This is a genomic window from Sodalis sp. RH24 (assembly GCF_047324145.1).
Taxonomy (GTDB): Bacteria; Pseudomonadota; Gammaproteobacteria; order Enterobacterales; family Enterobacteriaceae; genus Acerihabitans.
Genome location: NZ_CP178729.1, coordinates 3461099 through 3483446 on the forward strand (window position 1 = coordinate 3461099; position 22348 = coordinate 3483446).

Here is a 22348-nt window from a genome sequence, read left to right on the forward strand (position 1 = left end):
ATGCACAAAAAACAAGACATCATCCAGGCCGCGGAGCGGCTGTTTTATACCAACGGTTTCCACGCCACCAGTACGGACCGGATCTGCAGCGAGGCGGGCGTATCAACGCGCACCCTGTATCGTTATTTTCCTTCACGCGAGGCATTGACGGCGGCGGTGATGCACGATCGTAAAAACCGGTTTTTTTCGGCGCTGTATCCTGCGCGGCATCCGGAGGCGGTCAGCAGGCTTTTCGCGGTGCTCGGGCAGTGGATGCGGGACTACGGCACATCGGGATGCTTCTTCCTGAAGGCCTGGGGCGAATATGCGCAGCAGGATATCAGGCTGGCGGCGCAGGCTCTTGACTATCGCTATGCGATGCGGGACTACATCGCGACCTGTAGCGGGAATTCGCCCTGCGCGGCCGGCGCCGCCCTTTCCGACGCCATATGGATGCTGTTTGAAGGCGCCATCACGTCGGCACTGATTATCGGTCCCGAAGCCGCGACCCGCGCGGGGGAAGCCGCCGCGCTGCTTATCGCCGGCGGGGAACGGCGATGAAAGCGTCCGTGGCGCTCGGAATCACCGGTTTCTCGCTGATCGCCGTCACCTACGGCATGGCCAGGTTCTCATGGGGACTGATGCTGCCCGCCATCATGAGCGATATTCCCTTCAGCCCCCGGGTGGCCGGCATCATTTCCGCCTGCAGCTTTGCGGCTTATTGTCTGTCCACCCTATGCGCATCGGTACTGGCCGCACGTTTTGGCCCGCGCTTGCCGGCGGCGGCGGCGGCCTGTTGCGCCGCCGCCGGCCTGATGCTGCTTGCCCTCGCTTTTTCTCCTGGTATGCTCGCGGCCGGGCTTTTTATTGCCGGCCTGGGTTCAGGCCTGGCCTCGCCATCCCTTGCCGCCGCGGTCAGCCGGGTTATTTCCGTCACACAACAGCCGCTGGTGAATACCGTCATCAACGCCGGTTCCGGGGCGGGCATTATCCTGTCCGTGCCGGTGTTGCTCTATCTGCCGGGCGGATGGCGCGCAGCCTGCACGGTATTCGGCATCGTGGCGCTGGCCAGCCTGGCGCCGGTGATATGCTGCCTGCCCGGCGGTCGCCTCAATATCCGTCTGGGGGAAAAAAACCGGCGCGAAACGCTTCTCCGGCGTCCGGTAGCGCGGCTGGTCATCATCGCCTTCGCCAGCGGAATGGCCAGCGCGGCCTGGTGGAGTTTTGGGCCGGACGTGCTGCGCCATCATTCCGGCGTGGATGAAAATACCGCGAGTATGCTCTGGCTGGTCAGCGGCGGCGCGGGCATACTCGGCGCAATGACCGGCCCCATGGCCACGTATGCCGGTCTTAATCAGGTTTACCGTATTTCACAGCTGTTTATGGCGGCGCCGCTTCTGCTGCTGGCGTTCAGCCACGGGTTCTCGTGGTGGTTCTTTCCGGCGGTTGCGCTGTGCGGCGCCGGCTATGTCACGCTGACCGGCGTATTGCTGGTCTGCGGGACCTCAGCGGCGCAAGACGCCCCGGCCTCAGGCGCAGGAGCGGTGTTTTTCATGCTGGCGGCGGGGCAGGTCGCGGGGTCGGTGGTCTTTGGTATGCTCTATACCGAAACGGGAGCCGCCTTCGCCCTTACGATGTTTGCCGTTCTCTCCGTGCTGATGACGTTTTATACCCCGCAGAAAAGGTACGTTGACAACGAGATACCGGCCCGTTAAATAACGCTTTGTCCACACGACGGAAACCCGGCGTCACGCAAGACATCTTTGGCCGGCGCGTTGATCCTGGCCTCCATTGGCGGTCGTTCAGTGCGGGCAAGCCATTGTCCGGCAAGCATTGGACGCTGTTTCTATTCAGCCGCGGCCGAGAGATCAGGCTACAAACTCATACTGGTCGCCAATCTCTCCGCCAGACGGTCCACCGCCAGCCGGACCTTCAGCGGCAGGTGAGTGGTCTTGGGCCATACGGCATAGGACTGAAAAAAAACGCCCGCGTATTCCGCCAGTACCTGGACCAATTCACCTTGCTGCAATCGTTGCCGTACCAGCCAGCAGGGCAGCCAGGCAATACCGAAGCCGGCGGCGGCGGTATCCGCGATCGCCTGTAAATCATCCATTAACAGACGCGTTTTTGGCACCACTTCTTCCACCGTGCCGTCGGGCAGACTAACCTGCCAATGCTGTAACATTCCCGCGCGCAAATAAGCCACCGTCTCAAGGCGGGCCAGTGACGCAAGGGTATGCGGCGTGCCGGCCCGTGCCAGGTAACCGGGCGAGGCGCAGAAGGTCATGCGGTGATCGCCGATACGGCGCGCCACCAGCCGGGCGCTGTCGGGTAAAGGCCCGTTGCGGATAGCCAAATCGTAGCCGTCCTCGATCAAATCCACGATACGATCGCTGAACGAAAGCTCCAGCTCCAGCCCGGGATGCTCCCGTGTCAGCTCGATCAACAGCGGCGCGGCGCACAGACGGCCGAACAGCACCGGCATTGATACCCGTAAGCGACCGCTGACCTGCTGTTTACCGGTTTCCAGCAAGGTTTCGGCGGTGTGGATCTCCTCCAGCGCCCGCTGGCAGCGTTCGTAAAATAACGCGCCGTCAGCGGTCAGGCTTTGGCTGCGGGTGGTGCGCTGGAACAAACGTACGCCGAGGCGCTGCTCAAGCCGGGCTATGGTCTTGCCCACCGCCGAACGGGAGAGATGCAGCCGGCTGGCCGCCAGGGCAAAACTGCCCGCTTCGACCGAGGTGACAAACACCGAAATACCTTTCAGCCGATCCGTCATAGGTTGTCGCCTTTTTGGAAACAATAATTGGAAATATTATCGCCACTGGCGACGTGATATCAACGCTATCCTGACGTAACACATTTTATTATCAGGAGGACATCATGGCCGACACCATGCAACGCTGGACGATGGACGCTATTGGGCGTGGAAATCTTAAGCTGACCGAGATCGCCGTCCCGCAGCCGGGACCGCGTGAAATCCGGGTAAAAGTGAACGCCGTTTCCCTCAATTACCGCGATAAGCTGGCTATCGAAACCGGCATGGGGCTGGATCTGCCGCTGCCGTTTACCCCGGCGTCGGATATGGCCGGCGTGATTGATGCCACCGGCGCGGGCACCACCCGGTTCAAGGCCGGCGATCGGGTGATATCGAATTTTACGCCCGGCTGGATCGACGGGAAGCCAGGGGGTAATGCCCGCACGCCGCCCTATATTACCCTGGGCGGCGCCCTGCAAGGCGTACTGGCGGAATATGTGATTTTGCATGAAGACTGGGTATCCGCCTCCCCCGCCACGCTTGACGACGCGCAGGCCAGTACCCTGCCTTGCGCCGGTCTGACCGCCTGGTTCGCCCTGGTGGAGCGCGGCCGCCTGCGCGCCGGGGACTCGGTGCTGGTGCAGGGCACCGGCGGCGTGGCGCTGCTGGCCCTGCAGATTGCCAAAGCGCACGGCGCAACGGTGTACGTCACCTCCGGCAGCGATGAAAAGCTGGCCCGCGCCAAGGCCCTGGGCGCCGATTACGGCATCAACCGCCTGAACGGCGATTGGGTGGAATCGGTTTATAGCCTGACGCAGGACCGGGGCATCGACCATATTATCGATACCGTCGGCGGCCCCAACCTGGCGAATTCGATTCGCGCCGTGGCCGTCCACGGTACTATTTCAGTGATCGGCGTGTTTGAGGGATTTGACATCAGCGGCCCCGGCGGCCCATTGCTGCTGAAATCGCCGGTCATCCAGGGCATTGGCGTCGGCCACCGACGCGCGCTGGAAGATCTGGTGCGCGCCGTGGATACTATCGGCCTGAAGCCGGTGATCGACCGGCAATACGGATTCGATCAACTGCCCGATGCCTTGGATCATCTCGATCGCGGCCCGTTCGGAAAAATAGTGCTGACGTGCTGAATACGCCCTTGCGCAGCGCGGAAGCAGGCGGCGGCACATCAGGTCGGGAGCGCTCATGGCAGACCGCCGGCCGATGGCGCAGCGGCGCCGGGGCTGTCATGCGCGGGACAGTACGCTTTGCAGGAAGGTCCTGGTCCGCGCTTCCCTCGGCGCGCCGAAAATAGCGGCGGGCGGGCCCGCCTCGATTATCACCCCGCCGTCCATGACCACCACCACATCGGCCACTTCCTGGGCGAAGGCCATTTCATGCGTCACCACAATCATGGTCATGCCGTCCTGGGCTAACATTTTCATGACCCGCAGCACCTCGCCCACCAGTTCGGGATCCAACGCGGACGTCGGCTCGTCGAACAGCATCACCAGCGGCTCCATCGCCAGCGCGCGGGCAATGGCGACCCGCTGTTTTTGACCGCCGGACAGGCTGTTGGGCATGGCATCCGCTTTGGCTGCCAAACCGACTTTGCCCAACAGTTTAACCGCCTGCGCCCGGGCGTCGGTTTTTTTAAGGTTACGCAGCATCTGGGGAGCGACGCAAATATTGTCCAGTACGCTCAGATGAGGAAATAAATTAAACGACTGGAAAACCATGCCGACGTTTTTGCGCAGTTCGTTAAGCTCAACGTCAGGCAACATTTTCCCCTGTTTTATCAGGGTGCTGCCGCAAATCTCAATGTCGCCTTCTTCCGCTTGCTCAAGCCCGTTGCAGCAGCGCAGGAAAGTGCTTTTGCCCGACCCGCTGGGCCCGATAATCACGACCACCTGGCCGGGGAAGACCTCAAAATCGATACCGTTAAGCACCCGGTTGGCGCCAAAGCGTTTGCCGAGACGGCGGATCCTGATAATGGGATTGCCCATAGCGCGTGATTCTGTCATTGCAGCGCCCCCTTCGATTTGAGCCGTTGTTCACAATAACGCAACGCCAGCACTGAGATTCCGGTCAGGAAAAAATACACGGCGGCAATCACCAGATAGGTTTCCAGATCCCGGTAAGAGTTACTGATAATCGTCGAGCCCGCCTGCATCACATCCTGGATGGTGATAAGCGACACCAGCGCCGAATTCTTGATTAACGCGATAAACTCATTGCCGAGCGGCGGTATCATCCGGATAACCGCCTGCGGCAGGATAATCTTGTACATTGCCTGGCCGCCGGACATACCCAACGATCGCGCCGCTTCATTCTGCCCTTTTTCGATGGACTGGATCGCGCCGCGCACCACTTCCGCCACGTAGGCGCTCGAATACAATCCCAAGCCGATAACACCGCAGAAAAACGACGGCAGCACCAGGCCAAGCCGGGGAAGGCCGTAATACCAAATAAACAGCTGCACCAGAAGCGGCGTGCCCCTGATCAACGCGACGTAGGCGCTGCACAGGGCATAGATAACGCGCCGTTCGGGATTGAGACGGCCGATGCCTAACAGCAATCCAAGCGTACAACTCAACAGCAATGCGCAAAGCGTGATTTCAACGGTCACTATCGTGCCTTGAAGCAACAGTCCGGCCCCGGCAAAGACGGGTGAAAAGTTCAGGTCTAGGGTCATAGTATTTCCGTCGATTGTGCCTCGGATACAAAGAGTTACATCAAAGCGTAACAGCCGAAGACAGGATGCCAATGCCTCATCGCGCCATGCTTACTTGGCAGCGGTAGGGAACCATTTTTGCACCAGGGCGGCATAAGTACCGTTGGCCTTGAGCTGGTCAAGCGCCCCGTTGATCTCCGCCGTAAGCCTTGGCTGGTTCTTCTGTACGGCAATACCATATTCTTCGGATGTCAGCTGATCGGCCAATATCCGGACGCCGCCTTTGGTGCGCGCATATTGGAACGCCGCCGGTTTGCCGGTGACCGCGGCATCGACACGTCCGATATCCACCAGGCTGAACATCTGCTGGTTTTTCTCCACCTCGACCAATTGGGCCGACGGAATATTGTCGTGCAGCCATTGCACCGATTTGGTCCCCACCTGGACGCTTATTTTTTTGCCTTTCAGGTCATCCAGGGTTTTGATCGTCGTGTTGTCCTCTTTGACCATCGCCACCAGGCCGCCGCTCAGGTAAGCGTGGGTAAAGTCGACGACTTCCGCGCGCGCCGGGGTGATATAGATAGCGGAGACGGCGATATCGGCCCGGTTGGCGGTCACGCTGGGCACCAGTCCTTTAAAATCCACATTGGTCCAGGCGATGGGCCGGTTAAGTACCTTGCCAATCGCCTCGACCAGCTCGATATCAAACCCGGCAAACTTTCCGTTTTCCATATATTCCATGGGCGGGAAAGTGGCGTCTGTTACCGCTTTAATCGGTTCGGCGGCCTGGGTAAAAGACGTTGCGGACAGGCATAACATGCCGGCGACAAACAGGCGGGCTAAAACGGGACGGATAATGGACATGGTTCTTTCCTTTTGAATGAATAAAAGAGTAAAAATCAGCTTGTCCGCAGGCGCTTATTGATACGTCCCGCGGCCTCGATGGCGATGCTTATCAATTGCGACTGCCGGTCAACGGCCCGTTGCCAAGGCGCCATCAGCGATAACACGCCCAGCACAAACGCGCCGGAGGCAAACAAGGGTGCGCTAATCCCCCAGACGCCGTCGTCAACCTCACCCTGGCTGCAGGCATAACCTTGGGTACGGATGTCCTGTAATTGCGCCAGCCTGTCGTTTCTCTCGGCCGGATCGGGAAATTCCGCCTGCAGGATAGATTGCTGTTGCAGGTCAGGCAGGTGGGCCAACAGACATTTAGCGGTGGCGCCATCCCTTAACGGCAGGCTGCGTCCTTTTTCGAAAGAGCAGCGCAGAGACTGGGGCGCCTCGATCATATCGACGCAGACCGCCTGGGCATCCACGGCAACCGTGATGGCCACCGTTTCGCGTGCAAGATCCGAGAGCCATTGCATTTCCGGCCGGCCATGGTGCGTCAGCAGCGACACGGTGTTAAAGCCCAGGGCGAGCTGCAGGCTGACCGGGCCGGGGGCATATAAATTGCCTGATTCAAAAACAAACCCCCAACGCTTCAACATCACCAACTGGCGGTAAAGCGTACTCTTGGCCAGGCCGGTCGCCTTCATTAACTCCGCCGCGTTGACCGGATGGCCAAATTGCGCCAGCACTTTTAAAATCATTAAAACACGTTCATGGGAGGAAATATTTTCCCGACCCTGGACCGGCATGGATGCTGAGTTAATGGACATCGGCGGCTTCGTATTAAGCAAAGGACGTAACCTTGGCAAGCAGGATCCATGCCACAGTATGGGAACAGAATCCCATTACACGGGAATGCTGGTTTTTACCTGGGTACCCTCGGGTTATTAACCTCTTTAAAACGCGCGACAAAAGGGATGTCTGCACTAAAAAGGGACGGACGCACCACCGTGGTGAAAAGCGCGGAGGGTGCAGACAAGCGTAAAATAGGCCAGTAATATACCGTCATACAGTCGGCGAAATAAAACCGCCTGATGCTGACCCGCATAACCTGTTTAACCCGTCAATCACGCTCAGGTGAACCATGCCCGGCATTTTTCCCATCATGGTGAAAAGCTAACATTATGACCCTATCTTCTATCCCGGTAACCGCACGGCAGGCCCGCGCGATCTGGCTGCGGGCGCAGCGGCTCGATATGCCCGCCCCTTTCGGCGAAGGGCCTGACGCCGTACGTTTAGCCACCGAACATCTCGGGTATGTGCAGATCGATACCATCAACGTCATCGAGCGCAGCCACCATCATATTCTCCATACCCGTATTCCCGCCTATCGACGCGTCGACCTTGAGCAGTCCCAGTCGGAGGCTAAATCGGTCTTTGAATACTGGACACATGCCCTGGCCTACGTGCCGACGTCGGATTACCGCATGTACCTGCCGGCCATGAATCAGTTTCGCGCCAGGCCTCATGCGTCGTATGCCGACATGGATGCACAGCATTACGCCGCGCTGCTAAAACGCATCCGTGACGACGGGGCGCTGTCGATCCGGGATATCAACGATGACGTGCTGGTTGAGAAGACGCATCCGTGGGGCAGCCGCAAGCCATCACGGCGCGCGCTGCGTTATGGCTTTTTCAGCGGCGACCTGACGGTGAGCAAACGCACCGGCATGCTAAAAAGCTATGATTTATCCGCCCGCCATTTCGCTTGGCCCCGCCGGCCCCGTCCGGCAACCGCCCAGCAGTTCGCCCACTATCTTTTGGCGCGCGCCGTGCGTTCCCAGGGCATGGTCAGCCTGGATTCCATTTGTTTCGGCAATGCCGGGGCCAAGGCGGCGGTGCGTACGCTGATTGACGCGGCGGTAAAGAAAAAGCAATTGGTGCCGGTCCATATCGGGAACCACGCGAAAAGCCAGCATTGGGTCGTCCCGGCGGCGCTGGAAAATAGCATTGAACCGTTAGTGACTCCCCGTACCGCCATTCTGTCACCCTTCGATCCCCTGATCATCCAGCGCAAGCGGCTACACCTGTTTTTTGGGTATGAACATCGGTTCGAGGCCTATGTGCCCGCCGATAAAAGGGTACTGGGTTATTTTGCGCTGCCGGTGCTGGTAGGGGATGAGATCGTGGCCGCGCTCGATCTCAAGATGGATCGTCCGGCGGGCAGGCTAATGGTACAAAAGTGGACCTGGTTCACGGAGCCGCGGCCGGATCTGCGCATTGCCATCGACGAGGCCTTGGGCCGGTTCGAACTGTTCCAAAAAGGGTAGATAGCCGGCGAGTGGCGCGCAAAAACCTTCATACGGTGAAATGCCGCCCGCGGCGTGCCCACGACAAGGCCATGGCAGCAGCTGATGGGTTGTTTATCGTGCATAAGTACAGGCAGCGTAACAAGCGTACCACACAGTGAATAATGAGATGATTCATCTCGCGCTGCAAGAAAATTAATCCGGCCTGCAACAGCACTCTATTCAATTAGCAAATTATATAATCACATAAATTATGTTTCACTTGATTTGAGAATACTCGCGGAAGAAAGGGTAAAAATTAACACTTCCTCTATCAGAGCAGTTAATTTAATTTTGATATTGCAATCTTCATTCCTATGATTTAGGGTAAAGTCATTGGCCACATTTAAGGGTTATCCATCATAAGTCATTACAAAAGCAAAGTTTATTACAATAAAATAAATACTATCATTATTACTTATTTATTATTATCTTTATAAATAACTGTGTATTTTTACGCGCATATTGACTTCAATAATAATTCAAATAGATATTTTACCACTTTACATTGCAAAATAAATTAAATATCACGTGCGTGTTGATAGCCGGCACGCATTTTAACCCAAAGGAGAAGCAATCATGAATATGACTAAACGCAAAATTATCATTGTGGCTAAAAAAACCCGTCCTGTCCTGATGCCATCGCACCTATGATAACCCAAACCAATAAGGCATCTCCATGAGATGCCTTTCTTCATGGAGTCATTGTCATGAGCGACTTAAACTACTGTCCCCATTTAAATTGTACGCTTTCATTGTCTAACAATCATTTATTGGCGATCACTGATGAAGATGAGTTCACCATTAACGTATTACCGGTGACGCCAAACGAAGCCTATGAATTCTTGTTATTATTAGATGGAAAAACATCCATTCCTGACATCATTAAGAAAAACAAAACCCACCTGACCTGTGAAGACGCCACCTTGCTGATAGAATGCCTGTCTGAATCTGGGTTGCTCACCAGAAACATTCCAACAGAGTTTATCACCGGAAAACAGGCCATACTCGAAATAGAAGATCTCCAAAATCGTCTGATGGATAAATCATTATATAACAACATATTCTGGCAAAAATGTAATGAACCCGATGACGTGCCGGAAAATGTCTTTATCGGTATGGCGATTGAAAATTATCATTTGCTTGCCCGTGGCAGCTCGTTCGATGCCCATGCCCTTTATTTCCACGGATGCAGGAAGACCCGGCAGGCAATGAACGCCGTCTTTTGCAGCGAGCATGGCCATGCTGAGATTATCCTTTCAGCGTTGGCATTACTCGGTATTGACGAAAACAACATCATCGCGTCGGTCCCGCTGCCGGAAACGCTGGGGCTGGCCAATTCCCTCGCCTATTGGTCGGCCAGCGATCCGCTGTTCTTCTTTAGTACCATGGAAGTACTGGAGGGTAAAGACTGCGCGGTAGACAGCTATGTCATTGCCATGGAAAAATCCGGCAAGATGGATGCCCAATTTATCGAAAAAATAAAATCTCATTCGCTGATAAATATTGAACATAACCATGCCAGCTTTGGCCGACAGTTACTATCAACCATCCCCGTAGTATCTAGAGAAAATTTGATCAGGATGAAAAGGCAAACCCACCTTTTTGTAGAATTATACGACGCCTATTATCGTGCCATTTGGGAGCATTATTCTGATGCCACCAGCCTTGTGCGATCGATATAACCCAGCAAGGGAGGATATCTCTTATGAACAATTTTTTCTGTTTACCACGGCTCAGGAAAGGGGTCGCCATTACGGTTATTGATAGCGGGATTTCGTTGCACTACCATGAGCAGGGTTGCGACATTACCGTAGAAACGCAGGCCAAAAACAGCCTGCTTGCCTTTCTGAAAACCTTAGCCAAAGGTAAATACAATATCTTGCAATTGATAGAAAAATTCCCTGAAGAAGAAAGTTTCAGCTGCAATGACGTTATCAAACACCTCGACCAACTGGGGTTGATAGACGACGGTATGCAAACACAACCCTCCGGAGCGCTCAGCGGGGATGATTTTTATTACTCTCGCCTGATACCCGTCATCAGAAAGTGGCAATACAATGCTGGTGATTCACCATTTTATAGCAGAATGCTTTCTGGTAAAATTACCAATAATGAAATAATAGGTTTTGCCATGGAGTACTATCATCTGGTACACATGTCCCCGGCGATTATTGCGCCCGCCTTAAGCCATAACGTCAATAACCCTATCCGCAGCCGGCTGTTAAACCTGTTTGTCGAGGAATATGATCATGATAAAATGCTAATAGCCTGCCTTGATACGGTTGGCATTGATGAATCGGTTTTATCAGCCCGCCAGCCGTTACCTGCTACTTTTATGGCCAATGCCAGCCTTGGCGTCTATGCCAGGCAGCATTTATTAAGCTTCATTTGTGCGCTGTTGTTGTTTGAAACGCCAAGCCATATTTTTAATGAAGCATTCATTAACGCTTGCATTAAAAATGGCCTTCCGGAAAATTTCTATACGCCAATAATAAAACATTCTGATATCAATGAAGAAGGAGAGCATGGCCTTATAACGCTGAACCTGCTGAAGGAGATCCCGGTCATCTCCGCTGAAGAGCAGAATGTGATATTAGTACATATTTGCAGCCTCATTGAAATGCTCAATGAGGAGGATAGGCAGATAGTCGATTTTTATAGCCAAAAAAACGACCTGAGAAGAGTGTATAATTACTGATGTTAAACTTATTAAACAAAGGAAATGTTGCCGGAAAAAATGAAAGGGCCATCAGGCTTGCGGGATACCGTTTGTTTAATTTGCTATCCGCGCATTTTCTAGAACGCCTGCTCTTTCTCGGCGTCGCGATTGTTTTACCGTTGAAAATGACAGGCGCCGGACAAATGAGTATTGCACAAACGGGATTATTTTACTCATTTCTCCTATTTATGTACCGCTGCACGCCGCTACTGTTCAGTTACCTGAGCCGGTTTATCCGGCGGGAACTGATCTTTATCACTGGGATAATAATTGAATCGGCATCCTTACTGTTTATGGCCTACGTCCAGGTTCCGCATTGGTCATATGGCTTCGCGCTGCTGGCGGGCATTGGCGGCGGGGCCGCCGCCACGATGATGGTGAGCTTGATTGAATCAGCCGATCGGGATGCCAAAATGCTGGCGGGGAATAGCGTCAATCATGATATTTTCAATATTCACTTAATGCTGATAAATGCGTCGGCATTTATTAGTCCATTTTTCGCTTTTTTTCCCACCCGGTTCTACCAGGGCATGATGACGGTTATTCTATTAATTTTAATGATGTTTATTGGTAATTTTTTCCGTCTCGGCCAGGTTGGCTCACAGGAGCATCGCATCATGGGATGCGATAAGCTGCCAAGTTTTGATAAAAGGTTTTTCCTTATTTGGGTCGCGGTGCTTTCCGTATGGGCGGCCTGTTCTGTTGTTTATATCATTTTGCCCTCGCTTGATGCACATTTCCTGGGGCGGGACGGTGTAAATATCTGGCTATCGTTTGATGCCGTCGTCGTTGTGGCGCTGTTCTTCCTGCTCAAACATATCAATCTATTCCAGCATAACACGACGTTTAATGCCGGTATCGGCTTGATGGCGATTCTGGCGGCATTGCTGTTATTCGTACTGTGTCAGCATAATTTTTATATTCTGCTGTTTGCGCTGTCGGTCTTGGCCTTCGGCGGCTATCTCGCCTTCGGGCAGTTGTACGGTCTGGCCATGCGGACCCGATTTACCCAGCGCAAGACATTTTACCTCGGATTATTATCATTTTCCGGCGCGCTGGGTGAAGGCGGCACTCAGGCTATTTTTTGGCTGACCCGCAATGCCGACGCCAGCCTGGCCATTACGTTTACCATCGTCCTGATGGGCCTGATCGCGCTGCTTCGCCTGGGTAACGATTAAGCCACCGCCATCCGCCTTTGTTGGCGTGTTGGCGTGTTGGCGTGTTGGCGTGTTGGCGTGTTGGCGTGTTGGCGTGTTGGCGTGTTGGCGTGTTGGCGTGTTGGCGGTGGTGGTTTCACCCTTTTTCAGGCAACGGTAGCGGGTTTCACACCATGACATATTAATAATTAATTAACTTATCATGAAAATATCAATATATATTTTTTATAATATCTCCACACCATGCACGCCATTTCTCGCTTAACAGAGCCTATATTTTACCCTATTTTTCATATCGGCAATGGTATATTCGACTGGTTAACCTCTGTTATTATTGCCAATATCATTGCTAATGAGTTTATTTAACACATAATGCCGATATATAAAAATAAGGCATATTCCATAAGAAAATATTATGTGCAAAGAATTATTTCTGACGAGTTAAGCCGATATTTATTCCCGATCCTTAATCAGCTCTCTCCTGAAAAAACAGGTCAACACAACTCATTTAATAAAAATTGTGCCATTTTTAAAATAACATTTTTTCCATCTGCAATGGATTATCAGGATTGACAAACTGATTGCGGACAACCAATCTTAAAGCGGTTAATTTTTATTAATTAGAGATGTCATTCAGCGCATTAACTTATTATAAAGATATTATGGAGCCATACAAAAAATGCCTACACTGCACAAACCAGCCATTTACCTTCCGGAATATGTTATTACCTTGGAAGATACGATTGAATTAGCGAAAAGGGAATTCAAGGACAGTCCCAACCTGGACAAGGCAATCGAACTCATCACCCACACCGGAGTTAAAAAAAGACATATCATTCAACCCATTGAGCTTGCATCCCTTCATCCTGGCTTTGGTTACAGGAATGCGATTTTTGAATATCAATCAAAACGGCTTGTTCCGGGTGTGATTGAAGAAGCCCTGAGCCATGCGGATATTTCCGCCAGGGATGTTTCAGCGATAATTTATGTTTCCTGCTCGGGCTTTTTGATGCCGTCCTTGACCGCATGGCTTATCAATAAAATGGGCATGCCGCTTGATACCGTGCAAATCCCTATATCACAAATGGGCTGTGCCGCGGGCGGCGCTGCGATAAACCGGGCGCTTGATTTTATCAGCGCGCATCCCGGCAGCAATGTGTTGATCGTCAGCTGCGAATTCTGTTCGCTAAGCTACCAGCCTACCGACGATGATATCGGCAGTCTTCTTTCCGACGGCCTGTTTGGCGATGCGATAACCGCGGCGGCGGTCACCTCCCATTCCGGCCACGGGCTGGAGCTACAGCGCAACTGCAGTTATCTCATTGCGCAGACCGATGAATGGATCCGCTACGCCGTAAAAGATACCGGCTTCCATTTCCGGCTGGATAAACGCGTGCCGGGTACGATGAAACCCCTGGCGCCGGTGATGACGGAGTTTGCCCAGAAGCATGGCTGGGAGATCGACAAGCTTGATTATTATATTATCCATGCGGGCGGACCAAGAATACTGGATGATTTGTGTAAATATCTGGGCGTACAAAGGGAGCAATTTTCATTTAGCCGCGACACGTTGGTGAATTGCGGCAATATCGCCAGTTCCGTGGTATTCGAAGCCTACCGGCGAATGCATGAATCCAGCGTATTCAGCGCAGGGGGCAAAGCAATAATCGCGGGTTTCGGGCCGGGCATCGTCGCTGAAATGAGCTTATCGCAATGGGAATAATGCCGATATATTTATCCCGGGCCGGCGGCGCGGCCCGACGATGATAAGGCTGTCATCGAGAAGCCTGCACCGCGGGCTGCTGGTTTAGCGGGACCCTGCTTACGCTGACGGCGGCCGGTAATTATCCATGCCGATATGGGGTATGCCGTCTTCGTCATACACCTCCGTTACCGCGCGGAAACCTAACCGGGCATAAAACGGCTGCAAATGCGCCTGGGCGGACAGATGAACGGTCCGTTCAGGCCAATGCGCCGCGCATGCCGACAGCGCACGCGCCATCAACTGCAGGCCCAGGTTCATGCCGCGGGCCTTGGCCGCCACGATGACGCGGCCGATGGCCAATTGGTCACCCTCATCCAGAATACGGGCATACGCGCTAAGCTCACCGTCCAGATAACCCGCCACATGGCGGTTGTCGCCCACCAGATCCCGGCCGTCCACATCCTGGTAAATGCAATTTTGCTCGATAATAAACACCGCGTTACGCAAGGCCAGGATGTCATACAGTCTCTGTGGCGTCAGTTCGCTTTGGTGCCAGTCATACCAGTCCAGGTTCATCGGATTCCTACAGCAAGGGTCGGGCTTGAAGAGATGCCGGCGCGGTGTCATTAACGCCGGCGCTGTTTGAGATGGCCGCAAATCCGGCGCGCACTCGCTTGGCAGGGCATGCCGTCCCTAAGGCGCGATGCGTCCCGCCGAATATAGTACGTCAATTTCCCGCGGGACAATAGGGTATGCTTACCAGGCCGCGCACGCGGCGGGGACGACCTCCCCCTCGGCCCGGCCCCGGCTGGAAAATGTGTCGTATTTATGGCAAATCTTGTCGTATTCATCATGGCCCGCGCCTGCCGCTGTGTAAAGATAGAACCATGACGACCAGCGCGGAAAAATGCCCATGCGGATAGAGGAAACGGTATGGATTACCCTGGCGGACGGCTGCCGGCTGGCGGCGCGCCTCTGGCTGCCGGACAGCCCGGAACCGGTGCCGGCGATACTGGAATACCTGCCCTACCGGCGGCGGGATCGCCATCGCGGCGACGATGCCATCCTGCATCCGGCGCTGGCCGGCGCCGGTTATGCCGCGATCAGGGTCGATATGCGCGGCGCGGGCGATTCCGACGGCCTGATGAACGACGAATATACGGCGCAGGAATGGGCGGATGCCTGTGAAGTGATTGCCTGGATTGCCGCGCAGCCTTGGTGCGCGGGCGCGGTGGGTATGATAGGCATTTCCTGGAGCGGCTTTAACGCGCTGCAAATCGCCGCCCTGCGCCCGCCTGCGCTGAAGGCAATTGTCACCGCCTGCTCGACCGATGACCGCTATGCCGACGATATGCATTATATGGGCGGCGTGCTGCTTAACGATAACCTGCAATACGGCGCCACGCTGTTTACCTGGACGCCGACACCGCCCGATCCCGCCATCGTCGGTGAACGCTGGCGGGAGATGTGGCTGGAACGGCTCCAGGCCATGGACCCGCCGCCCGCCGCGCGCTGGATGCGACATGCGGTGCGTGATGACTATTGGCGCAGCGGATCGGTGTGCGAGGACTATTCCGCTATCCAGATACCGGTACTGGCGATCGGCGGCTGGGCGGACGGCTATACCAATACCGTACTGCGCCTGCTGGAAAACCTGTCCGGACCGCGTAAAGGGCTGATCGGCCCCTGGGGACACGCCTTCCCCCATATCGCCACGCCGGGGCCGCAAATTGATTTTATCGGTTATGTCACCCGCTGGTTCGATCACTGGCTCGGCAATAAACCGACCGGCATCATGGACGAACCGATGCTGACCTACTGGCTGCAGGAGGCGGAACCTCCCCGCGCCCGTTATACCGTGCGGCGTGGCCGGTGGGCCGCCGAGCGTCAATGGCCCGCCGGCGCTACAGTCCCGCGGCGCTTGCACCTCTCTCCCGGGAGGTTGCGCGAGGACGCGCCGGAGCCGTTTGCCGTCAGCGTCTGCTCGCCGGCCACCACCGGTATCGCCTCGGGCGAATGGTGCCCCTATGGGTGGGGCCCGGATATGCCCGGCGACCAGCGCGGGGATGATGCCGGCTCCGCCTGTTTTGACGGCCCGGCAACGGCGGCGGCGCTGCAAATCGTGGGCCGGCCGGTCATCAATATTCAGTTGGCCGCCGATCGCCGGCAGGCCATGATAGCGGTACGCCTGAACGCGGTGGGCCCGGACGGCGTCTCTATCCGTATCACCTACGGTCTGCTTAACCTGACCCAGCGTAACGGCCACGATCGCTGCGAGCCGCTGGTGCCCGGCGAGCGTTATACCGTCCGGCTGCCGCTTAAGGCCGTCGCGTTTGAGCTGCCCGCCGGCTTTCGCCTGCGCGTGGCCGTTTCCACCGCCTACTGGCCGCTGGCCGCGCCTCTCCCGGCGCGCGCGGTCCTGACGCTGCACGGCGGCGCTATTGACCTGCCGCTGCGCGGCGAGGCCACGGCCCCCTGCGCCGCGCCGGATTTGGGCGCGCCCTGGTCGCCGCCGGCCGTGCCCGCACGGGTTCTGGTGCCGCCGCAGCGGGGGCGCCTGCGCCTGATCCGGGATATGGATGACGGCGACACCACCCTGGAAGTGGTGCGCAACCTGGGGGCGCTGATGCTGGAAGAAACCGGCCTGCGCCTGGATGCCCTGGGCCGGGAAACCTATAAAGTGAATGCCCTCGACCCGTTATCCGCCACCTCGCAGGCGGTGCGCAGCGCCGGTTTCCAGCGCGGCGACTGGCATGCCAGGCTGGAGGTGACCCACCGCCTGAGCGCGGATAACGACGGGTGGCGGCTCGAATCCAGCCTGGACGCGTTTGATCATGACCAGCCCTTCTTTTCGCGCCGCTGGGATGAGTATTTTCCCTTTTTCCCCGCCACCCTTCCTGACGGAGAGACGCCATGAACATCGGTATCGCCCAGATCGCCGGCGCGCCCGGCGGGCGGGAGGAGATCGTGGCCTGGGTACGCGCGGCGATGGAGGCCCTGCCGGATGCCGATCTGGTGATGCTGCCGGAGCTGGCCCTGTGCGGTTATGACGAACCCGAACGCATCCGCCAAATGGCGCTGGCGCAGGGCGACGCCATCCTGCGGGCGCTGGCGGAGCTGGCGCGGGAAAAACGGCAGGCCTTGGCCTTCGGTTATGCCGAGCAGGGCGCCGACGGATTGTACAATGCGCTGCGCCTGATCGATCGCCATGGCCGGGTGCTGGCGAATTACCGTAAGGTCCATCTGTGGTCCGGTTATGAAACCACGCTGTTCCGTCCCGGCGGACGCCTGGTCAACGTGGTGCTTGAGGGGGTGAACTTTGGTTTGCTTATCTGCTACGACCTGGATTTTCCCGAAGCGGCGCGTTTTCTGGCGGCAAACGGCATGGATTGCCTGCTGTGCGTCAGCGCCACCAGCGTCGGTTATGACGTGGTGCCGCGCCATACGGTGCCCGCCCGCGCCTATGAAAACGGCTGTTTTGTCGCGTTTGCCAATCGCGGCGACGACAGCGGCGCGTTCCCCTGCGTCGGGCAAAGCCGCGTAGCCGGCCCGGACGGCGCCATTATCGCGACGGCGTCCTCCGGCGCAGCGGCGTTTATCACGGCGCAAATCAGCCTGGAAACGTTAAAAGCCTGGCGGCGCGACCATCCTTATCTGGCGGACCGCAGGGCCGATCTTTATTAAATCCGTCCGGATTTGACTTTCGATATGACCGGCCGAGCGCCGGCCAAGCGTTGCCGCGGGATGCGGGCTGGCGCCACAGCGGCAGGTCCGCCGCGGTATTGAGCGGCATCAGCGGTTTCGGGCATGCCTGGCGCGCCGCATATCCGACGGCAGGACGCCGAACGCGCGCCTGAAGCCGCCGGCGAAGTGCGATGTGGAACTGAAGCCGACGGATACCGCGATATCGATAATCGACAGGTCGGAATAGATCAGCATTTCCCGCGCCTGCTCCAGGCGCAGTTCCAGATAATAACGCTGCGGCGTCCTGGCGAAATAGCGGGCGAAGAGCCGTTCCAGCTGGCGGCTGCCGATACCCACCCGTGCCGAGATATCCGGCAGCGGTAGGGGGTCTTCGATATGGGTCTGCATAATGGCGATGGCCGATGCGAGCGTCGCCGGGATCGGTCCCTGGGTGGGGCGGCCGCCCCGCTGATCGTCGGCGGCGCTGCGGATGCGTTCATGATGGAACTGATTGGCGACGGCGGTGGCGCGATCGTCGCCATAACGCTCGGCAATCAGGGTCAGCATCATATCCATCGCCGCCGTTCCGCCGGAGCAGGTCAGCCGGTTGCGATCGATCTCGAAGATTTTGCGGGTACAGTTAATCTCCGGATAACTTTCCCCGAACGCCGTGCGGCTTTCCCAATGGATAGTACAGCGATATCCCTTCAGCAGGCCGCATTTGGCCAACAGAAAGGTGCCGGTGGACAGCGAGCCGATAAACAGTCCGGCCCGGGCCGCCTGCCGCACCGCCTTAAGGTAGCCGCGCTCGAACCTGGGCGCCACCACGCGTTCGCCGCCGCAGATAAACAGATAGTGGGACACCGGCAGCACATCGTTAACCGGCACGGTAGGAAAGGGAATGCCGTTGGCCGCCTCGACCGGCTCCCCGGCCAGGCTGGCCAGGTGCCAGGCGAAGGTTTTCGCCTCGTAGAGCCGGTTATAGGAGCGCAGCGGCTCGATAGCCGATGCCAGGCTCATCATGGAAAAATCATGACCCAGCAGGAAAGTGAACACGATGGGGTCGTTTGACTGCATATTACTGAATCCGGTTACGCACCAATAAGCCCGTCATGTTCACCATAGTAACGTAATCAGCCGCGTTTGCCGCTAATTCTGGCGGCGAAGTGTTGTTCCCACCGCCGCTCGAACACCACCTGTCCGTTTTCCCGCGCCTCATAAGCCGAGGTCAGGATCAGGCCGCCGTCCTTCCAGGCCAGGGAGGTTTCGCTGCGTAGCGCGATATGCCAGCCGGGCCGGGTGTAACGCTGCATCCGCACCGCCTCCCAGCGGGCGCTTTCAGGGGTGGCGCCAATGACGTAAGACTCATGGCCCTCGCCGTCAAAACTCAGCTCGCCGATACGGGTTTGCTGTCGCTGGGCATCCATGGTCAGGCGGTGCGTGCCGCTGGCCGCGTCCCACAGCGCCTGGCGCGACGTGATTTCCGGGGCCAGCACTTCATGCGCAAGCGCGGGTGCCGAGCGGGCGGGGCCAAACGGCCGCGCGCGATCCACTACGCCGGCAGGCCGGGACGGCAGGCGCAACACCGCGCCGTGCGGCCACAGCGTAACCGGCCCCTGCCCCGGTTCCGCCCAGGCCATCGGCCAATAGGTGGTGGAGAGCGCCAGACGTATCCGGCAACCGGCGGAGAAACGGTAGGCCACGCCTTTCAACGGCAAAACCACGCGGAAAGCCTGCCCCGCCGGCACATCGGGACGCACCAGCCGGTGAATGCCAAAGGTTATGCGGGCTGAGCGGCCGTCGGCCGCCACCTCGTTAAGGCGCAATATCAGCATGGCGGAGGGGCTGTCAAAGGCGATATCCACCTCCAGCCCGGCTTTGCCGCACAGGGTCAGCGGTTCGCCGAGGACCGGCGTATCAAAACAGACCGACAGGCCGTCGTCCTGGCGCTGATCGGCCTGGAATTCAGGGGCATTGCCGCCGCCGTCCAGCGGGCACCATTCGCCGCCCATCAGGCCGCAGTGCATGGGCGTGGCTATCACCCGCGGTGAGGCGGGCGCGGGCGCGCTGTCGGCTAGCCCGCCGCCGGACAGGTAGAAATCCCGGGGTTGCGATCCCACCGGCCAGCCCGGCGCGCTGATCCAATGACCGTCCAGGGTCAGCGACGACGGTTCGGAACGCAGGTTTTCCCCCTGCCAGAGATCCAGCATCGGCTCGTCCATGATGCCGGTCTCCTCCCCCAGCAGCCATTGCCGCCAGAAGCGCAGGCAAACGCCGAGGAAGTCGATAGCCGGCCCCGGCGTGCCCCAGTTGGGATAGATATGGGTCCAGGGACCGATTAGCCCTTTGCGCGGCACCTTCAGATTAGCCATCAGGCGCAGAATGGCGTCTGAATAACCGTCGGTCCAGCCGCCCACCGCATAGACCGCGCATTGGATATCATCGTAGTTTTCGCACACCGAACCATGCCGCCAGAAATCGTCGCGCTCCATATGCGCCAGCCACCGGCCAAGCGGCGGCTCCATGCCGTTAAGGCGTTCCAGCCACAGATCGCGCCAGCTTTCGCCCACATGGGCCGGGTCCAGCGGCCGTCCCAGTTGGGTAAACAAGCCGCTGCCCCATTGCAGCCCGTCGGTCAGCAGCGCCCCGCCCATAAAATGCACGTCGTCGGCATAACGATCGTCGGTGGAGCAGCAGGTAATAATGGCCTTCAACGCCGGCGGGCGGCGGGCGGCGATTTGCAGCGCGGCAAAACCGCCCCAGGAGATGCCGATCATGCCGACACTGCCGTTGCTCCATTCCTGGGCGGCAATCCAGGCGATAACTTCCACCGCGTCGTCCTGCTCACGGGCCAGATACTCGTCTTGCAGCAACCCGGTGGAGTTGCCGCTGCCGCGCAGGTCGATACGCATGGCGGCCATGCCGTGGGCGGCAAAAAAACCATGGATCATCGCATCCCCCACCGCCGTATTATCGGACTGGCGGTACGGGATCCATTCCAGCACCAGGGGGACTCGCGCCGCGCCTTCCGGCAGCCATAGCCGGGCGGCGAGCTGCACACCATCCGACAGCGGAATAACGATTTGGCGATATGGCGGTACCACGAGTGATGGTTCAACGATGTCAGACATGCGGGTGCCTCCCGGCGATAAGGGCTGAAAAGGGGAAATCATGCGTTGCGCCGGGCGCCGAAATGGTCCCAGCCGGCAATGGCGGCGACTCCCGCCAGGCATGCCAGGCCGCCGATGATCATGGTCAGCGGCAGGCCGAGCAGTTCGGCCGCGCCGCCGCAGATGATGGCGCCGATGGGCACGGTGCCTATCAGCATCATGGAATAAAACGACATCAGCCGGCCGCGCAGGGCGTCGGGCACCCGGTGCTGGAGCAGCGAGTTCGAGCTGAGGTTCTGGGTCAATATGGCATAGCCTATCGGCGCGGCTATCAGGGCGCTGAGCCAGAACAGATGCGACAGGCCCAGGCATATCTGCGAGATGCCCAGCATCAGCGCCGCCCACATCGGCCAGGGGCGCATCTTGCCGATATCGCTGCTCCATGCCAGGCGCAGGGCGGCCATAAGCGCGCCAACGCCGGTAATGCTCATTAAAATGCCCGACCCGGCGGGGCCCCCTTGCAACACCGTATCCGCCAGCATGGGCAGAAAGGAAAAATAGGGCACGCTGGTCAGGCTGCACAGCCCGACCAGCAGCAGGATGCGCAGGGCGTCGGGATCCTGGCGCAGAAAGGCCAACCCTTCCGCCATTTCCGTCAGCAGGTTGCCGTCGCGCGTTACCGGTGGACGCTGAGGAATACGCATGGTGGATAAAAACAGAATCAGCGGCACATAAGAGGCGGCGATAAAGGCGAAACACCACCCTTCCCCGACGGTATCCACCAGCACGCCGCCCAGCGCCGGTCCAATCAGGCGGGCGCCGTTAAAAATAACCGAGTTCAGCGCCAGCGCGTTGCCCAGGTCGTTATATTCCACCAGGTCGACCACCAGTGACTGCCGGCCCGGCAGATCAAACGCGCTGATAAGGCCCAGGCCGAGGGCGATGACAATAGCGATTTCCCCGGTAATCCAATGGTTTAACGTCAGTATCGACAGCAGCGCCACCAGCAGCGTCAGGCCGATTTGCGTGGCCAGCACCAGACGGCGCCGATCGCAGCGATCGACGATAACGCCGGTAAACAAACCAAACAGCAGAATGGGTCCCTGGCTGCAAAACGCCAGCAGCCCGAGCATCACCGGCGACGACACGCCCAGCCGCCAAATCAGCCAGCCCAGGGCGATGGTATGAATCCAGCTGCCAATCACCGATAACAGCTGACCGCCGAAAAACCGTCGGTAGTTGGGATGTCTCAGTGCGCTGGCGGCGGTGCGTACGCTTTTTTTCGGGGCGAGGGGAATACGGGCAGTAGTCAAGGAAGCTCCCACATCCGGCGCCGGGCGCACTCAACAGCCCGGGCCGATATTCTTTTTTTCAGTGATA

Annotated in this window: 19 protein-coding genes; 10 read left to right on the forward strand and 9 right to left on the reverse strand. The window is 57.4% G+C overall.

Annotation, left to right across the window (positions count from 1 at the left end; genetic code table 11):
• Window positions 1–540, forward strand: a complete 540-nt coding sequence (locus tag ACL2XG_RS15730) for a TetR/AcrR family transcriptional regulator (RefSeq protein ID WP_413721779.1) — start codon at window positions 1–3, stop codon at window positions 538–540.
• Window positions 537–1694: an MFS transporter gene (locus ACL2XG_RS15735; RefSeq protein ID WP_413721778.1), complete on the forward strand. Its 1158-nt coding sequence runs from the start codon at window positions 537–539 to the stop codon at window positions 1692–1694. The genes ACL2XG_RS15730 and ACL2XG_RS15735 overlap by 4 nt, the downstream gene beginning before the upstream one ends.
• Before the next feature lie 158 nt (window positions 1695–1852).
• Here ACL2XG_RS15735 and ACL2XG_RS15740 read toward each other — a convergent pair whose 3' ends face one another.
• Window positions 1853–2758 carry a LysR substrate-binding domain-containing protein gene (locus ACL2XG_RS15740; RefSeq protein WP_410012784.1) on the reverse strand — a complete coding sequence of 302 codons (906 nt, stop codon included), beginning with the start codon at window positions 2756–2758 and terminating at the stop codon, window positions 1853–1855.
• 104 nt (window positions 2759–2862) lie between these two features.
• On the opposite strand from ACL2XG_RS15740, the gene ACL2XG_RS15745 reads away from it, so the two are divergent.
• Entirely contained in the window at window positions 2863–3885 is a 1023-nt protein-coding gene (locus ACL2XG_RS15745) for a zinc-dependent alcohol dehydrogenase family protein (protein WP_410012785.1), read from the forward strand.
• A 96-nt stretch (window positions 3886–3981) separates the two neighbouring features.
• On the opposite strand, the gene ACL2XG_RS15750 is transcribed toward ACL2XG_RS15745, so the two are convergent.
• The 4 genes from ACL2XG_RS15750 to ACL2XG_RS15765 all read right to left on the reverse strand — a co-directional run bounded on the left by ACL2XG_RS15750 (window position 3982) and on the right by ACL2XG_RS15765 (window position 7072).
• On the reverse strand, window positions 3982–4728 hold the full coding sequence (locus ACL2XG_RS15750) for an amino acid ABC transporter ATP-binding protein (protein ID WP_413723522.1): 747 nt from the start codon (window positions 4726–4728) through the stop codon (window positions 3982–3984).
• Between the two features lie 26 nt (window positions 4729–4754).
• A complete protein-coding gene (locus ACL2XG_RS15755) occupies window positions 4755–5429 on the reverse strand; it encodes an amino acid ABC transporter permease (RefSeq protein WP_410012786.1) in 675 nt (224 codons plus the stop codon).
• A gap of 90 nt (window positions 5430–5519) precedes the next feature.
• Window positions 5520–6272 (reverse strand): transporter substrate-binding domain-containing protein, encoded by a 753-nt coding sequence (locus ACL2XG_RS15760; RefSeq protein ID WP_413721777.1) that lies wholly within the window; start codon window positions 6270–6272, stop codon window positions 5520–5522.
• A gap of 35 nt (window positions 6273–6307) precedes the next feature.
• Complete coding sequence (locus ACL2XG_RS15765) at window positions 6308–7072, reverse strand: IclR family transcriptional regulator (protein ID WP_413721776.1); 765 nt, start codon at window positions 7070–7072, stop codon at window positions 6308–6310.
• 354 nt (window positions 7073–7426) lie between these two features.
• Between ACL2XG_RS15765 and ACL2XG_RS15770 the strand changes: the two genes are divergently transcribed.
• The 5 genes from ACL2XG_RS15770 (at window position 7427) to ACL2XG_RS15790 (ending at window position 14192) form a co-directional block, all read left to right on the forward strand.
• On the forward strand, window positions 7427–8572 hold the full coding sequence (locus ACL2XG_RS15770) for a winged helix-turn-helix domain-containing protein (RefSeq protein ID WP_413721775.1): 1146 nt from the start codon (window positions 7427–7429) through the stop codon (window positions 8570–8572).
• 728 nt (window positions 8573–9300) lie between these two features.
• Window positions 9301–10275 carry a hypothetical protein gene (locus tag ACL2XG_RS15775; RefSeq protein WP_410012790.1) on the forward strand — a complete coding sequence of 325 codons (975 nt, stop codon included), beginning with the start codon at window positions 9301–9303 and terminating at the stop codon, window positions 10273–10275.
• Window positions 10276–10298: 23 nt separating this feature from the next.
• A complete protein-coding gene (locus ACL2XG_RS15780) occupies window positions 10299–11291 on the forward strand; it encodes an iron-containing redox enzyme family protein (RefSeq protein WP_413721774.1) in 993 nt (330 codons plus the stop codon).
• Window positions 11292–11455: 164 nt separating this feature from the next.
• A complete protein-coding gene (locus ACL2XG_RS15785; protein ID WP_410012792.1) occupies window positions 11456–12490 on the forward strand; it encodes a hypothetical protein in 1035 nt (344 codons plus the stop codon).
• Window positions 12491–13148: 658 nt separating this feature from the next.
• The gene (locus tag ACL2XG_RS15790) at window positions 13149–14192 is read left to right on the forward strand and encodes a type III polyketide synthase (RefSeq protein ID WP_410012793.1); all 1044 of its coding nucleotides are present in this window, start codon (window positions 13149–13151) and stop codon (window positions 14190–14192) included.
• 99 nt (window positions 14193–14291) lie between these two features.
• Here ACL2XG_RS15790 and ACL2XG_RS15795 read toward each other — a convergent pair whose 3' ends face one another.
• Complete coding sequence (locus tag ACL2XG_RS15795) at window positions 14292–14750, reverse strand: GNAT family N-acetyltransferase (protein WP_410012794.1); 459 nt, start codon at window positions 14748–14750, stop codon at window positions 14292–14294.
• A 337-nt stretch (window positions 14751–15087) separates the two neighbouring features.
• On the opposite strand from ACL2XG_RS15795, the gene ACL2XG_RS15800 reads away from it, so the two are divergent.
• Together ACL2XG_RS15800 and ACL2XG_RS15805 are read left to right on the forward strand one after the other, a co-directional pair.
• Window positions 15088–17091 (forward strand): CocE/NonD family hydrolase, encoded by a 2004-nt coding sequence (locus ACL2XG_RS15800; protein ID WP_413721773.1) that lies wholly within the window; start codon window positions 15088–15090, stop codon window positions 17089–17091.
• Window positions 17088–17858: a nitrilase-related carbon-nitrogen hydrolase gene (locus tag ACL2XG_RS15805; protein WP_413721772.1), complete on the forward strand. Its 771-nt coding sequence runs from the start codon at window positions 17088–17090 to the stop codon at window positions 17856–17858. The genes ACL2XG_RS15800 and ACL2XG_RS15805 overlap by 4 nt, the downstream gene beginning before the upstream one ends.
• A 108-nt stretch (window positions 17859–17966) precedes the next feature.
• Here ACL2XG_RS15805 and ACL2XG_RS15810 read toward each other — a convergent pair whose 3' ends face one another.
• The 3 genes from ACL2XG_RS15810 to ACL2XG_RS15820 are packed head-to-tail and all read right to left on the reverse strand — an operon-like array spanning window position 17967 to window position 22281.
• Complete coding sequence (locus ACL2XG_RS15810; protein WP_410012797.1) at window positions 17967–18935, reverse strand: GlxA family transcriptional regulator; 969 nt, start codon at window positions 18933–18935, stop codon at window positions 17967–17969.
• Window positions 18936–18991: 56 nt separating this feature from the next.
• Window positions 18992–20989, reverse strand: coding sequence for a CocE/NonD family hydrolase (locus ACL2XG_RS15815; RefSeq protein WP_413721771.1), 1998 nt, complete (start codon window positions 20987–20989; stop codon window positions 18992–18994).
• A 38-nt stretch (window positions 20990–21027) separates the two neighbouring features.
• Window positions 21028–22281, reverse strand: coding sequence for an MFS transporter (locus ACL2XG_RS15820; RefSeq protein ID WP_410012799.1), 1254 nt, complete (start codon window positions 22279–22281; stop codon window positions 21028–21030).
• Window positions 22282–22348 lie beyond the last annotated feature (67 nt).

Coding starts and splice junctions, on each gene's coding strand:
- ACL2XG_RS15730 (WP_413721779.1), top strand. CDS start 1: ATGCACAAAAAACAAGACATCATCCAGGCCGCGGAGCGGCTGTTTTAT.
- ACL2XG_RS15735 (WP_413721778.1), top strand. CDS start 537: ATGAAAGCGTCCGTGGCGCTCGGAATCACCGGTTTCTCGCTGATCGCC.
- ACL2XG_RS15740 (WP_410012784.1), bottom strand. CDS start 2,758: ATGACGGATCGGCTGAAAGGTATTTCGGTGTTTGTCACCTCGGTCGAA.
- ACL2XG_RS15745 (WP_410012785.1), top strand. CDS start 2,863: ATGGCCGACACCATGCAACGCTGGACGATGGACGCTATTGGGCGTGGA.
- ACL2XG_RS15755 (WP_410012786.1), bottom strand. CDS start 5,429: ATGACCCTAGACCTGAACTTTTCACCCGTCTTTGCCGGGGCCGGACTG.
- ACL2XG_RS15760 (WP_413721777.1), bottom strand. CDS start 6,272: ATGTCCATTATCCGTCCCGTTTTAGCCCGCCTGTTTGTCGCCGGCATG.
- ACL2XG_RS15765 (WP_413721776.1), bottom strand. CDS start 7,072: ATGTCCATTAACTCAGCATCCATGCCGGTCCAGGGTCGGGAAAATATT.
- ACL2XG_RS15770 (WP_413721775.1), top strand. CDS start 7,427: ATGACCCTATCTTCTATCCCGGTAACCGCACGGCAGGCCCGCGCGATC.
- ACL2XG_RS15775 (WP_410012790.1), top strand. CDS start 9,301: ATGAGCGACTTAAACTACTGTCCCCATTTAAATTGTACGCTTTCATTG.
- ACL2XG_RS15780 (WP_413721774.1), top strand. CDS start 10,299: ATGAACAATTTTTTCTGTTTACCACGGCTCAGGAAAGGGGTCGCCATT.
- ACL2XG_RS15785 (WP_410012792.1), top strand. CDS start 11,456: ATGAGTATTGCACAAACGGGATTATTTTACTCATTTCTCCTATTTATG.
- ACL2XG_RS15790 (WP_410012793.1), top strand. CDS start 13,149: ATGCCTACACTGCACAAACCAGCCATTTACCTTCCGGAATATGTTATT.
- ACL2XG_RS15795 (WP_410012794.1), bottom strand. CDS start 14,750: ATGAACCTGGACTGGTATGACTGGCACCAAAGCGAACTGACGCCACAG.
- ACL2XG_RS15800 (WP_413721773.1), top strand. CDS start 15,088: ATGCGGATAGAGGAAACGGTATGGATTACCCTGGCGGACGGCTGCCGG.
- ACL2XG_RS15805 (WP_413721772.1), top strand. CDS start 17,088: ATGAACATCGGTATCGCCCAGATCGCCGGCGCGCCCGGCGGGCGGGAG.
- ACL2XG_RS15810 (WP_410012797.1), bottom strand. CDS start 18,935: ATGCAGTCAAACGACCCCATCGTGTTCACTTTCCTGCTGGGTCATGAT.
- ACL2XG_RS15815 (WP_413721771.1), bottom strand. CDS start 20,989: ATGTCTGACATCGTTGAACCATCACTCGTGGTACCGCCATATCGCCAA.